This window comes from Nostoc sp. FACHB-110, assembly GCF_014697425.1.
Classification (GTDB): Bacteria; Cyanobacteriota; Cyanobacteriia; order Cyanobacteriales; family Nostocaceae; genus Nostoc_B.
Window position 1 is genome coordinate 1 of sequence record NZ_JACJRU010000076.1, and the last position, 12536, is coordinate 12536.

15 protein-coding genes are annotated in these 12536 nt (G+C 41.8%); 4 read left to right on the top strand and 11 right to left on the bottom strand.

What is annotated here, in order from left to right:
- The coding region (locus tag H6G69_RS32900) for a transposase (protein WP_190686431.1) at positions 1-102 on the top strand (102 nt) is incomplete at its 5' end.
- A gap of 174 nt (positions 103-276) precedes the next feature.
- On the opposite strand, the gene H6G69_RS32905 is transcribed toward H6G69_RS32900, so the two are convergent.
- The gene (locus H6G69_RS32905; RefSeq protein ID WP_190693884.1) at positions 277-756 is read right to left on the bottom strand and encodes a hypothetical protein; all 480 of its coding nucleotides are present in this window, start codon (positions 754-756) and stop codon (positions 277-279) included.
- A gap of 215 nt (positions 757-971) precedes the next feature.
- Here H6G69_RS32905 and H6G69_RS32910 point away from each other — a divergent pair, with 215 nt between their 5' ends.
- Positions 972-2264 carry a hypothetical protein gene (locus H6G69_RS32910; RefSeq protein ID WP_190693886.1) on the top strand — a complete coding sequence of 431 codons (1293 nt, stop codon included), beginning with the start codon at positions 972-974 and terminating at the stop codon, positions 2262-2264.
- 75 nt (positions 2265-2339) lie between these two features.
- Here the strand turns inward: H6G69_RS32910 and H6G69_RS32915 are convergent, their stop codons facing one another.
- From H6G69_RS32915 to trxA, 8 genes are all read right to left on the bottom strand, one after another.
- Positions 2340-3494: a SpoIID/LytB domain-containing protein gene (locus H6G69_RS32915; protein WP_190693888.1), complete on the bottom strand. Its 1155-nt coding sequence runs from the start codon at positions 3492-3494 to the stop codon at positions 2340-2342.
- A 396-nt stretch (positions 3495-3890) separates the two neighbouring features.
- Positions 3891-4985 carry a saccharopine dehydrogenase family protein gene (locus tag H6G69_RS32920; RefSeq protein ID WP_190693889.1) on the bottom strand — a complete coding sequence of 365 codons (1095 nt, stop codon included), beginning with the start codon at positions 4983-4985 and terminating at the stop codon, positions 3891-3893.
- 246 nt (positions 4986-5231) lie between these two features.
- Positions 5232-6026 (bottom strand): alpha/beta fold hydrolase, encoded by a 795-nt coding sequence (locus H6G69_RS32925; RefSeq protein WP_190693891.1) that lies wholly within the window; start codon positions 6024-6026, stop codon positions 5232-5234.
- 10 nt (positions 6027-6036) lie between these two features.
- Entirely contained in the window at positions 6037-7236 is a 1200-nt protein-coding gene (locus H6G69_RS32930) for an MFS transporter (protein ID WP_190693893.1), read from the bottom strand.
- 166 nt (positions 7237-7402) lie between these two features.
- Positions 7403-8101: a glutathione binding-like protein gene (locus H6G69_RS32935; protein ID WP_190693895.1), complete on the bottom strand. Its 699-nt coding sequence runs from the start codon at positions 8099-8101 to the stop codon at positions 7403-7405.
- A 98-nt stretch (positions 8102-8199) separates the two neighbouring features.
- A complete protein-coding gene (locus H6G69_RS32940) occupies positions 8200-8865 on the bottom strand; it encodes a nitroreductase family protein (RefSeq protein WP_190693897.1) in 666 nt (221 codons plus the stop codon).
- Positions 8866-9005: 140 nt separating this feature from the next.
- Positions 9006-9797, bottom strand: coding sequence for an SDR family NAD(P)-dependent oxidoreductase (locus H6G69_RS32945; RefSeq protein ID WP_190693899.1), 792 nt, complete (start codon positions 9795-9797; stop codon positions 9006-9008).
- Positions 9798-10028: 231 nt separating this feature from the next.
- The gene (trxA, locus tag H6G69_RS32950; protein ID WP_190693901.1) at positions 10029-10361 is read right to left on the bottom strand and encodes a thioredoxin; all 333 of its coding nucleotides are present in this window, start codon (positions 10359-10361) and stop codon (positions 10029-10031) included.
- An 80-nt stretch (positions 10362-10441) separates the two neighbouring features.
- Here trxA and H6G69_RS32955 point away from each other — a divergent pair, with 80 nt between their 5' ends.
- Positions 10442-10783 (top strand): helix-turn-helix transcriptional regulator, encoded by a 342-nt coding sequence (locus H6G69_RS32955; protein ID WP_190693903.1) that lies wholly within the window; start codon positions 10442-10444, stop codon positions 10781-10783.
- A gap of 159 nt (positions 10784-10942) precedes the next feature.
- Positions 10943-11512, top strand: coding sequence for a recombination mediator RecR (gene recR, locus H6G69_RS32960; RefSeq protein ID WP_190693905.1), 570 nt, complete (start codon positions 10943-10945; stop codon positions 11510-11512).
- Positions 11513-11650: 138 nt separating this feature from the next.
- Here the strand turns inward: recR and H6G69_RS32965 are convergent, their stop codons facing one another.
- Together H6G69_RS32965 and H6G69_RS32970 are read right to left on the bottom strand one after the other, a co-directional pair.
- On the bottom strand, positions 11651-12178 hold the full coding sequence (locus tag H6G69_RS32965) for a hypothetical protein (RefSeq protein ID WP_190693907.1): 528 nt from the start codon (positions 12176-12178) through the stop codon (positions 11651-11653).
- Positions 12175-12405: a DUF4365 domain-containing protein gene (locus H6G69_RS32970; RefSeq protein ID WP_313952667.1), complete on the bottom strand. Its 231-nt coding sequence runs from the start codon at positions 12403-12405 to the stop codon at positions 12175-12177. The genes H6G69_RS32965 and H6G69_RS32970 overlap by 4 nt, the downstream gene beginning before the upstream one ends.
- Positions 12406-12536: the final 131 nt, after the last annotated feature.

Consider the following 12536-nt stretch of genomic DNA (forward strand, 5'->3'; position numbering starts at 1 on the left):
CACGCAGAACATCTCTGGAGTCCTTCTTACTTTGCTTGCTCTGTGGGAGGAGCGCCGATTGAAGTCTTGAAATCGTATATTAAGAATCAAAATTCGCCCTAGAAGGGCGAGGCTTGTATCCCCTTCTTTTGGTCAGAGTAGAACTACAACCAGAAAATCCAACTTTCGCCCCAGCATTAACAGCCGCAGAAGAAGTTACAGCGAGTCATTAAGAAAATGGAGAGCCTTCTATCCCCGACTTCTTGAAGAAGTCGGGAATCTGTAAAACTGCTAGATTCATTCCTTGTCTGGCGATTTTAAAGCCTGATCTAAAACTTGTCGCGCTTGTTCTGCTTTAGTCCGTGCATCTAGATAACGCAGATTTGCTTGAGCAAAGTTTTTCAGAACTTTAAAACCTTCTTTCAGACGAGTAATTTCCTCTTCCGTAACCGATTGATCACTAAACAGGATATCAACCGCTTTGCGAATTTCCAAAGCTTCAGTACGTGATTCTTGGACTTTGAGTTTGAGAGTAGCTAAGTTGCTGAGTACTTGAACAGCTTGAGTGATAGCATCTTCACCACTACTTGTATCAACTGCTTCCTTCACTTCAATTAATTGCTGAGGGCCAAATCCTTCTTCTAATTCTGTGGGAAGTTTACCCGCATCCATCAGTTCCATTAACTGATCCATTGCTTTATCACGCGCTTTAGCTGAATCTTTGCCAGGAACAGTGAGGATAATTTCTGGGCTTTGGGCAAGAGTGTACTGAACCATATTTTAAGGCAGAAAATTTGCTGGAGAACCAAGCATAGGCACATAATTTTAACACGTAGAGACGAGAAATTAATATGTCTAAGAATTAAAAATTAATTATTCTTTTTGCTGATTTTTCAGCATAATTTGGTAATTAAACCGCACATTTTCAAGCCCCTAAAATAAAACTTTATACTAGATATAGATAGAAATAATTTCAATAGGAGGGGCGAGCAATGGCTCCAAATCCGACTATTATACGTACGGTGGAACAACTGGGATACCGAGTTACTGTTGGTGATGTGGCAACCCAGGCAGGATTAAATGTTGCCGAGGCCAGTCAAGGGTTATTAACTTTGGCGGCTGAAGCTGGTGGACATTTACAAGTCGCCGAATCCGGTGATATTGTTTACCAGTTTCCGCAAAATTTTAGAGCAGTTTTACGCAATAAATATTTCCAGTTACAGTTACAAGAATGGTGGCAAAAAGTTTGGGGGATTCTTTTTTACCTAATTCGGATTTCTTTTGGCATCTTTTTAGTGCTTTCAATTGCCTTAATTACTATTACAATTTTCATAATTATTACTGCTACTAGTTCTGACCGCGACAGTAATAATCGAGGTAGTAGCTATAGCGGTGGGTTCTTTTATTTTCCTGATTTATTTTGGTTTTTTAGTCCCAATTACTACGATACAAGTTATCAACAAAGAAGATACGAAAACCGTCAAGCTAACGAGTTAAATTTTTTTGAGGCTGTATTCTCCTTTTTATTTGGGGATGGTAATCCCAATGCCAAGTTAGAAGAACGCCGTTGGCAAGAAATTGCTGCTGTAATTCGCAATCAGCGCGGTGCAGTCGTAGCAGAACAAATTGCTCCTTATTTAGATGATATTGGCCCAACATATCAACAGGAGTATGAAGATTATATGCTGCCTGTCTTGATTAGATTTAATGGACAACCACAAGTTAGTTCCCAAGGGCAAATTGTTTATTACTTCCCAGAATTACAAATCAGAGCTAGCAAAAAAGGCCGTCAATCAGTCCCAGCTTATTTAGAAGAATTGCCTTGGCGTTTTAGCATAGCTAGTTCTGGGCAAAATATGTTGAGTGCTGGGTTAGGAATTGTCAATTTTGTTGGTGCTTTAGTCTTGGGGAGACTGTTAAGAGATGGTGTTGTAGCCGCCAAGTTGGGAGGATTAGTTGCTTTTACTCAGGGTATTTATTGGCTGTTGTTGGCTTACGGTATAGGTTTTTTGGGTGTACCACTGGTGCGTTATTTCTGGATACAGTGGCGCAATAAAAAGATTGCAGGGCGCAACCGCGATCGCCTTTTCCGTGCCAGATTATTAACTGATCCAGATGAAAACTTACAACAAAAAATTGACTTCGCCCATCAATTCGCCGCCGAAACTGTGATTGAAAATAAAGATTTAGTTTACTCCACCGAAACCGATTTATTAGACCAAGAAATTGAGCATTCTGCACAAATAGAAGCCCAATGGCAAAAGCGTCTTCAAAGTGGAGAATGAAAAGTTTGAAGTCTGAAGTCTGAAGTCTGAAGTCTGAAGTCTGAAGTCGGAAATTTCCGACTTCATACTTTATTTTTACTTCGCTTTAATTGGTGTGAGAGCGACACCTTGATAGTAATGACCCAAAATTTGTAGGTGGTTGATACCGCGTCGAGCTAGATTGTATGCTCCCCACTGGCTCATTCCTAAACCATGACCAAAACCTAAGCCTTGTAGTACAAAACTGCCATCTGCGGCTTTGGTGATATTAAACCGGGTACTTCTGAGTTTCAGTGCAGTACGTACTTCTTCACCTTGTAGTACTTTTGTGCCTCTGTCACCAACGATTTTTAACGCCTTCACACTGCGAAAAGGCGAGTATTTTTCTGCAATCATGTCCTTAACATTGCCTACCCCAGAAATTCTGGCACTAATTTCTGCCGGGGAGAAAGTTTTGACCCAGTTGCATTCCTTGATATCTTGATCGTAGTCTTCCACAGCCCGCAGATAAGGTTCTTTGCTACCCCAAACATCTTCCACATTTTCGGTATGACCACCAGAACAAGCATGAAAGACAGAGAGAATAATTTTATTGTTATAAGTTAGTACCTGCCCTGCGGTAGCATCGACAGCCGCGTAAGTAGACGGAGATTCGCTGACTACTCCTTTATAAATTTGCCAACGATCGGGGCTATCACCTAAGTCGTAAATGGGGTTATTACGTTGTCTTTCGCGTTCGTAGAGAGCGTAGGTACGAGCTGCGATCGCTTGAGCTTTGAGGGCTTCTTGCGGCCAACTAGTATCCATTTCGCCACCAATCACACTGTAGAGGTACTCTTCAGCATCCACCCAGTTCACGGCTGTTACGCCCTTGTCTGAGGGGACAACTAAAGTTCTACCACGATACCAGCGATCGCCAATATAAACAAATCCTTTACCAGTCGGCTCAATCCAAAATAAACCAGACTGCCACTTATCTAAAGCCACCCCGCCAGGAATAGCTTGAGCATAATAGGCACTCATCCCTGGCAACTGTCCTAGAGTCCTTCCAGAACTATCTTTCACCAATGCAGTTGTAGAACTGCCGACTTTTACTTGATTAACTCCCCTCTCAATAGCTACGCGTAAAATCACAGATGCTTGAGCAGGTGCAACCAAAACAATCCACAAGAGGATACCCATCCACCAATGCCGGAACTTAACTTGGGAAAATAAAGAGCTTAAAAACAGTTGGAATTTCATGCTGATCATCTAAAAACACTAGTATCTGCTTGATGCTTTGGATTATGGCATCTCCACTCAAGATGAGACAGTTCTCCAACATAGGAGGTTGCCGCCTCCTATCAATTATGCATTGTAATTTTTAAGCTGAGACTAATTTGAAAAATAATGGGGACAAATTGATTGCCCAAAAGCTCACCAGTAAGTATGCTAGGAGGCGGCTATGCTGAAGGTAAGAGTTTTACTATAACTGACTGGCATTTGTCCTTTGTAAATGTCCTCACCTGTACTGCAACTGCTATAGCAATCCTAAATGATCTGCAAATAAATCTCTAACCTCTTCCCTGTTGTCTATTTCCTCTCTTAACAAATAAGTTTGTAAATCAAATAGGATAGCTATATATGCTATTAAACAGATGCATATAATTATAAAAAACTCTGCTCAATCTTAATTTTTCTGGTTGCCATGATAGTTGTAAATAAATCTGTAGACAAAGCATTTTCTACAGGTAAAACTCCAGGCTTATTCAATTTACCTTCAAGAATTAATTGGGCAACGGTTCCAGTACCACAGCCAGTGGCGACAGCCGCATTATCATGGTATACAGTCGAAGTATAAACGCCTGTAGCACCATTTTTCTTACCTGTAACTTCAGAACGAACTGCGACACCAATACCACTGAAACGGTTAGTAAAATCTGTCATTGTATGGCTAACATGAGATAAAAATTCAATCATGCCGCGACGCTGCATTAACGATTTAGGAAAAATATGGGCGGCCATCCAAGTCAGATGATTATAATAATCTGGAAATGAACCAAACTTAGTAATTACAGTTTTAACTGAGGGAAAGGCATAGGGTAATGTAAAAGTTTCTGGCATATCAAACCAGTAAACTCCATTACGTTGAAAGTGAGGAAATTCTACTATTTCTCTTTCACTATAAGGTTTAACTGTTTGCCATTTACCGTCTATCCACGCTTCAAAAGGATGTTGTAATCCGAGAAAAGTTGTTCGCATAACGGTAATGCCAGCGCCACCAGAACCACCGACTATATAGTAGAGTTTAATCTTTTCGGCTTCATCAAATTGCTCGACCCCCTGGCGCACCATACTATTAGAAATGCCAGGGAAAATACCTGTGTTAATTACGGCTGTGATTCCAGATGCAATAGCGTCTTCGTGATAACTTAAAGCTTTGGTAGTGTAAGAACGATGGTCACTCACATCTACGTAGTTCACGCCCTGTTCAATGCAAAGTTTGAGAACATTGGCATCCCGATAATGAAACGGCCCTGCACAGTGAACTACTAAATCAGAATTAGCGATCGCATCTCTTAATTTATCAACTTCTGCTAAATCTAAGGTTAAATACTGTGTTCCTTCTCCCAAAGGCAAGTTATGAGTCTCTGGGGAACGTCCAGTTATAGTAATTTTGGCTTGCGTATGGGCAGCTAGGTCTTGGGCAACACTGCTTCCAATTCTCCCCCTGCCTCCAAGAATTAAAACGCGCTCTGTCATTACTCCGGTATGGGTAACATTAATTATATTTCACCAGTTTTCTTAGGTGTTTGTCATCGGTTACAAGTATGACTCGCCTACGCATCTAGGAGGATAAGGCAGATAATTCGTGGGAATAGGGAGTGGGACAGGCGAGAGAGTTTAGATTAGCTGGTATGTTAAGCGTTGTTGTCACGCGACAATTTAAGTCAATCATCTCTAAACAGAGAGCACCAAAAAATGATTTGGATTTGGCTTTTTATAGATTTAAATTTTGCTTAAAAATTTTAACATAACTTGAGCTACTGTTTCTGGTGACTCGATTAAAAAGCTATGGCCACCATCTTCAATAATCACCAATTCAGCATTAGGAATACCTTGAGCAATTTGCTCGGAAAATTTGACGGGAGTTAAAATATCTTGTTTACCAACTAACACCAAAGTTGGACATTTAATATATTGCAGACGGTTTGTTGTGTCATGATTAATAATTGCCCGACTTTGATGATAAAGTCCATGTGGTTTTGGCGCAAAAGGATAGTGAATTGCCCATTCAATTAATTGGTCTACCATCCCGGGAATTGCATAGAAATTATCAGTAAATATCCAAGGTAAGATAACTCTTTCGTATAGTTCTAAGTCTAGTTTGGTAGCAAGGTCGCCCCAAGTTTTAATGATGTTGATATATTTTTCATTGCCTTTGGCTGTAGAAGAAAGCAGGATAAGACTTTTGATTCTGTGCGGCTGGGTTAAAGCTAATTCTTGGGCAATTTTTCCACCCATTGAATGACCAATTACATGGACTTTTTCAATACCGAGAATATCCAGTAATGCGATCGCATCATTAGCCATTTGTGGGATGCTATAAGGGATATCGGGAGCCGAACTCTGTCCTATGCCTCGGTTGTCGAAACGAATCACCTGATATTGACTAATTAAAGATGGCATCAGTAGCGACCAATAATTGCGATCGCACATGAACCCAGCAATTAATAATAAAGGCTCACCTGTGCCTTTGATTTCATAAAATAATTCAATTCCGTTAACCTGAACTTTTGGCATTTGTTATTTGTTATTGTTCATTAGTTTTTGGCGAGTCTGCTTTTTTAACTAGCCATGTTGCCAGTAAAGCGATCGCAACTCCAGAAATCATAAAACAAGGAATGTAGCCGAAATTATCTACAATCCTACCAAAGGCTGCTGCGCCAATTCCCTGACCAATAAATAAACTAAAAGCAAATAACGAAACTGCTGTACCTCTGGCTTCTGGTGCAAGTTCTGTGGCTTGAGTTTGCAAAGTGCTGTGCATCATATAAAAACTCAATCCCATCACTACAGTTACGGGGATAAACAATACCCAACTGTGTAATAGAGAAATCGCTAAAAAGCAAATGCACATTGACCAACCACCCACACCCATCAAACCAACTTCACCTAGCCGTTGCACTAACCACTTAACACTGCGGCTATAAATCAGTCCACCTATGCCAAAACTGCTCAACATAAACCCAATCGCAACGTAGGGTAAGCCGTATCTGTCACGCAAAAATGCACCAGCGTAAGCAAATGCTCCCATTAAGCAAAAGCCTTCAATAAATACCGCGATAATTACAGTACGGGCTATTGGTTGCGTGAGAAGTTGGTAATAAGGCTGAAAAGTTGCCCAACTTAATCTTTCTTGGGAACGATTGCCATCTCGAAAATGACGTGTTCCTCGCCATAATAAAGCTGCGATCGCTAAAGAAACAATCCCAAATACTAAAAAAATGTCCCGCCAACTAATATATTCACCAAATATCCCACCCAAACTACCGCCAAGAATTTGACCAAGCACCAGCGCACTTAAATATTTACCTATAGCGGCTTGGCGTTCTGTATAGGGAAAGTTATCCCCGATATAAGCTAGCGTCACAGGGATGATACCTGCGGCAAACATTCCCGTCAGAAATCGCAGTAAGGTCAATAGAGCAATATTTGGCACAAAAGCACAAAGGGCTGTACCGATAGCAAATATTGTCAATGCGCCTGTAATGACGCGTAATTTGCCAATGCGATCGCCTAACGGCCCATAAACTAGTTGAAACAGTCCGTAGGGAATCGTATACGCTGAGACAATCACCGCCGCACTACCAACACCAACCTCAAATTCATTGGCAATAATATGCAGCAGGGGATCAATCACCCGCACATCAGCTATCACCATAAAGGCAGCAGCACCCAACAGCCCTAAAGAGACAGGTGTTTTACCTGTTTGCCCTATTGCTCTATTCACTAAATTCTCCTGTTTTCAAGTGCTGTTAGCAGTAGCGGGGCGTTTAGCCCGTGCTGAGTTCCGAGTGCTGAGTAGTAAGTAAAACACAGTGTTCCATGTATTTTAGAGAATGCCGCAGTATTCTTACCTTTGTACTCAAAACTAGTCACTCAGCAATCTCAAAAATTTAATTTGTAACTGTTTTTGCTGATTGGTTAAACAACAAATTGCGTGATTTTTCGATATCTAAAGCTTGATTTTTGAAAGCTTCGGCTTTTTTGTAGGCGCGAATTGTGGCTGGACGAGCTTTAATTGTTTCAAACCAGCGTTTGATATTGGGAAAATCTTCTAGATTTTGACCTTGGCTTTCATGCGGCACAACCCAAGGATAAGCGGCTATATCAGCAATAGAATAATCGCCAGCGATAAATTCTCTATCTGCTAGTCGTTTATTGAGAACTGCGTATAAACGTCCTGTCTCGTTAACGTAGCGGTTAATGGCATATTCAATTTTTTCGGGAGCATAATTTCTAAAGTGGTGATTTTGTCCAGCCATTGGCCCTAAACCTGCCATTTGCCAGAATAACCATTGAAGCACCTCCACGCGATCGCGTAGATTTGGCGAAATCAATTTCCCGGTTTTTTCTGCTAAGTACAGCAAAATTGCCCCCGATTCAAAAACCGAAATTGGTTCACCGCCACCCGCAGGTTCATGGTCAATAATGGCGGGAATGCGGTTATTCGGCGCAATCTTGAGAAAATCAGGCTGAAACTGTTCCCCTGCACCAATATTTATCGGCACAATTTTATAAGGTATTTCCGTCTCTTCCAAAAATATCGTGATTTTATGACCGTTGGGCGTTGTCCAATAGTAAAGCTCAATCATGATTCGCTTCTCCTGGGAAATGTGAGTCCAATGAATTCTGAAGTATGAAGTGTGAAGTCTGAAATTTCAGACTTCACACTTCACACTTCATACTTTTTCTACCCCTGATACGGATTACCAACTCTGTCTACAAATACGTTGTAGGAGAAGGGTAAACGACCGGGATTTAAGCGGGGTTCTGCGGCATAACCTACAGGAACTACAACTGCGATGGCTAAATTGGGATCGTCAGCTGCGCCAATTACTTCTTTTACTTTGTCCTCAATCCAGCCATTCATAAAACAGGTGGATAATCCTAAGCTTTCGGCAGCTAATACTAAATGGGTAGAAGCGATAATTGCGTCTTTGATGGCATATTCTCGCCGCTTGTCTCCTAAACCTGCTTGAAATTGAGGAATCGAATTTCTAAAGTAATTGACTGTGCCTTCGTTCCATGCGCCTGTTTGCAATCCTTGGTCTAAAATTGGGGTCAAATCTTGTTCGCCTGCGCTGGAATCGGCTGCAAATACAAAGGTGACTGGTGCTTGAATAATCTGTTTTTGATTCCAAGACGCAGCCGCTAAAGCTTCTTTTTGCGCTTCATCTTGAACTAAGATAATGCGCCAATCTTGAATATTAAAACTGCTGGGTGCAGCGACAGTTAACTCTACCAATTGCTGGAGTAGTTCTGGCTCAATCGGGTCTGGTTTAAATGTTTTGATCGAACGACGCTGAAGAATAGCACTTGGTACATCTAATGCTTTTGTTTGTGCGATCGGATTCATGAGATTCTCTCCTCAAAGGTGAATTACAGGCATTATATATTTGGCTACCTACTAGCTAGCAAATATAAGAGTCAGGTTTGATGTGGGAATTTACTTGTGTCAGTAGAAATCTTTTCATCTAGCCCATATTCTGAAACTAGCTAAATCGACCGAATGACACCGCCATCAACCCGCACAGACGCGCCATTGGTTGCTGAAGCTAAAGGACTAGAAAGGTAGGCTACCAATGTGGCAACTTCTTCGTTAGTCCCAAAGCGTTGAATCAGAGAAGTGGGACGTACTTTTTGAAAAAATTCGGCTTCCACTTCGCTAGCACTGAGTCCCCGTTCTTGTCCCATCTGGGTAATAAAAGTTTCCACACCTTCAGAACGAGTTGGCCCTGGCAGAACAGAGTTAACTGTAACTGCTGTACCGACTGTCATTTCTGCTAAACCGCGCGCCAAAGAAATCTGAGCCGTTTTCGTTACGCCGTAGTGAATCATCTCGACGGGAATTTGAAAGCCCGATTCACTAGAGATAAAAATTATCCGTCCCCAGTTTTGTGCCAACATCTTTTGCAGATATTTGCGGCTTAAGCGAACTCCACTCAGGACGTTGACTTCAAATATATGTGACCAATCTTCGTCAGTTATCTCAAAAAATCCTTTTGGCTCGTAGATACCTAGGTTATTCACTAGAATATCGACTTGAGGAACTTGTTCAATAATTTGTTCAATGCCTGCTTTTGTTGCTAAATCGGCAACAACACCAGTTACTTTTGCGTCGGGGTTAAAGTGTTTAATTTTATCTATTGCTTGGTTAACTCGTTGTTCTGAGCGACCATTGACTATAACTGATGCACCTTCTTGTGCTAGTGTTTGGGCGATCGCTAATCCAATACCTGTGGTTGAACCACTGACTAATGCGGATTTATCTTGTAATTTCAAGTCCATATTGCTCTCCCTGTTAGTCTACGACTCACTAGCTGACTTGTTGTTAATAATGGTGTTGCCGCCGCAAAGATGAAACATCCTTACGTAGGAATTTCCACAAAAAGAGGCAACAGGGAAATTTAATCATTAGAAGATTTCTCTGTATTCTGTGGCTCGTTTTCTTTAAATTATTGGCTACAAAAATCACCTATTTATTTTCAGTATTAGGGTGAGCAATGCCCACCCCAGCGATTATTCTTGTGTAAGATGTTGTGCTAAAGTTTTAGCTAAAGTGCCTTTTGGCACTGCGCCCACGACTGTATCAACTTGTCGCCCATCCTTAAATATCATGAGTGTGGGTATGCTCCGAATACCGTAATGGCTAGCAACAGTAGGATTTTGATCTGTATTGATTTTCACCACTTTTACCTGCCCATCATATTCAGCAGCAACTTCTTCCACAACGGGAGCTACCATCCGACAAGGGCCACACCAAGGCGCCCAAAAGTCTACTAAGACGGGAATTGTACTATCCAGCACTTCTGGCTTGAAGGTGGCTTCTGTAACATTGGTAACGGATGACATAATCGCCTTCCTGTTTTAATTCGTTTATTCGATTTTATCGAACAATCAAAATATACGCTACCTTAAGCGATAATGCAAGTATGAGATTTTTATATCACCCAGACAGAAAAGATATATCATTAGCGGCGGTGTTATATGCCCTAGGCGACCCCGTGAGGTTAGAAATTGTGCGGTTATTAGCTACGAAAGGGGAGCAATGCTGTGCGGATTTTGATTTTGCGATCGCTAAATCTACCATGTCCAATCACTTTAAAATCTTAAGAGAGTCAGGAGTAGTCTTGACCCATAAAGAAGGGACACAACACATAAATAAACTACGCCGCGAAGACTTAGAAGTTCTATTTCCTGGTTTACTAGAAGCAGTATTGCGATCGGCTCGACCCTTAAGGGTGTGTCAACAGTCAATGGTCAATAGTCATTAGTTAAAAGTCATTTGTCCCTTGTCAAAAGGTAGGAGGTAGAAGGATGAAATTTCCGACTTCATACTTCACACTTCATACTTTTGCAGGCTATGTCATCATAGTTAAGGTAAACGAAATTCTGGAGACAAGACCACGGTTTACGCACGTCCTTTAGCACGGTTGATAGAACAATTACAGCGCTTGCCAGGAGTTGGCCCAAAATCAGCCCAGCGATTGGCTTTGCACATTTTGAAGCGACCAGAGGCAGAAGTAGAGGCTTTGGCGCAAGCTTTGGTTGACGCAAAAAAACAAGTAGGTCTGTGTTCAGTCTGCTTCCACTTATCTGCGGAACCAGTGTGTGAAATCTGTCGCAACCCCAACCGCGACAATCAAACTATTTGTGTAGTAGCAGATTCCCGTGATGTAATAGCCTTAGAAAAAACCCGCGAGTACAAAGGTAAGTATCACGTCTTGGGGGGAGTAATTTCCCCGATAGATGGGATCGGCCCAGAACAGTTAAATGTCCAACCTTTGGTGCGGCGGGTGAGTCAGCAAAAACCGCAAGAAGTTATCTTGGCAATTAGCCCCAGCATAGAAGGGGAAACAACCACATTATATATAGGACAACTACTCAAACCTTTTACAAAGGTGACACGTATTGCCTTTGGTTTACCTGTTGGCGGTGATTTAGAATATGCCGACGAAGTAACTCTAGCCAGAGCCTTAGAAGGACGAAGAGAGTTAGATTAGCTACGGGTAATATTGTTTGTTGAGATTTGGTGTAAGGGTATAGGGTGTAGGGTTTTTACTCACTCACACCTCATACCCTTGTTGCAATCATTCGTAATTTTTGAATATGCAGCCTACTTTGGTCATGGTGTAGGAACATTATTCAATGTCATCCAGGCTAAAGTGATGGGGATTTTTCAGAATGAATATACCGTTAGACTTAATTAAGTCACCTGTGCAGTAAACGGGCAGACGTTCTTGATACGCCTTCAGTGCCAGGATGTAGTCACGATCAGCTAATTCGGTGTGGATGGGACGTAGTTTATCAACTACGATGCCCAGCATGGTGATATCGCCGCTAAGGTTTACTGCATTGGGTGTGGCAATGTGGGTGACGACTGCTTGGATGGTGGTGTTGGGTGCATTTGTAATTAAGTCACCCCAAATTGACTGTTGGGATCTGGTTTCTGCCAACGCCAGAGTTTCAACGACTTCTGCCATACGCCGAGAAAAGTCAATAATTTCTGGCTTGAGGGGAAGTAGAATTTCAAAACCGTCTAAAGTCCAAATGGCAGCTTTATCCCCCTGACGTTGCTGTTGCTGCCAACCATGCCTGAGTAAGTAAGCTTCTACTTGTCGGGGGTCGATATATTTGAATTTTTCCACATCCGGGAAAATAGCTGTCATAGGGATTCTCCAACGGCGATGCGTGACATGATGGTTTTGAGTGCGTCGGGACTAAATATATTTTGACGCTTAATCTCTACTGTGATGTTCGTTTTGTTATCAACTGCTGGTTGTCCGCGCAACGATAGCCAATAACCGCAGCGAAAAAGGCATAGAGATTCTTCGGTTTGCGATAACCAGTCGCTAACTGTTTCTGGTACTAAGACAACTATTAATAGTTGTGGCACAAAGGGGTCGTCTTCTCGGAGTTCTTGACATCCTCCTCAGCCTGAAGGCGTGAGGATTCCAATCTAATCAAACAGACTGAACTGTATGAATTCTTGGCGGGTTGACGCTTCACAGGATGCTGCTACCTTTA

Bases quoted from the DNA above. Each gene is read 5' to 3' on its own strand.
- H6G69_RS32905 (WP_190693884.1), bottom strand. From the start codon at position 756: ATGGTTCAGTACACTCTTGCCCAAAGCCCAGAAATTATCCTCACTGTT.
- H6G69_RS32910 (WP_190693886.1), top strand. From the start codon at position 972: ATGGCTCCAAATCCGACTATTATACGTACGGTGGAACAACTGGGATAC.
- H6G69_RS32915 (WP_190693888.1), bottom strand. From the start codon at position 3,494: ATGATCAGCATGAAATTCCAACTGTTTTTAAGCTCTTTATTTTCCCAA.
- H6G69_RS32920 (WP_190693889.1), bottom strand. From the start codon at position 4,985: ATGACAGAGCGCGTTTTAATTCTTGGAGGCAGGGGGAGAATTGGAAGC.
- H6G69_RS32925 (WP_190693891.1), bottom strand. From the start codon at position 6,026: ATGCCAAAAGTTCAGGTTAACGGAATTGAATTATTTTATGAAATCAAA.
- H6G69_RS32935 (WP_190693895.1), bottom strand. From the start codon at position 8,101: ATGATTGAGCTTTACTATTGGACAACGCCCAACGGTCATAAAATCACG.
- H6G69_RS32940 (WP_190693897.1), bottom strand. From the start codon at position 8,865: ATGAATCCGATCGCACAAACAAAAGCATTAGATGTACCAAGTGCTATT.
- H6G69_RS32945 (WP_190693899.1), bottom strand. From the start codon at position 9,797: ATGGACTTGAAATTACAAGATAAATCCGCATTAGTCAGTGGTTCAACC.
- trxA (WP_190693901.1), bottom strand. From the start codon at position 10,361: ATGTCATCCGTTACCAATGTTACAGAAGCCACCTTCAAGCCAGAAGTG.
- H6G69_RS32955 (WP_190693903.1), top strand. From the start codon at position 10,442: ATGAGATTTTTATATCACCCAGACAGAAAAGATATATCATTAGCGGCG.
- H6G69_RS32965 (WP_190693907.1), bottom strand. From the start codon at position 12,178: ATGACAGCTATTTTCCCGGATGTGGAAAAATTCAAATATATCGACCCC.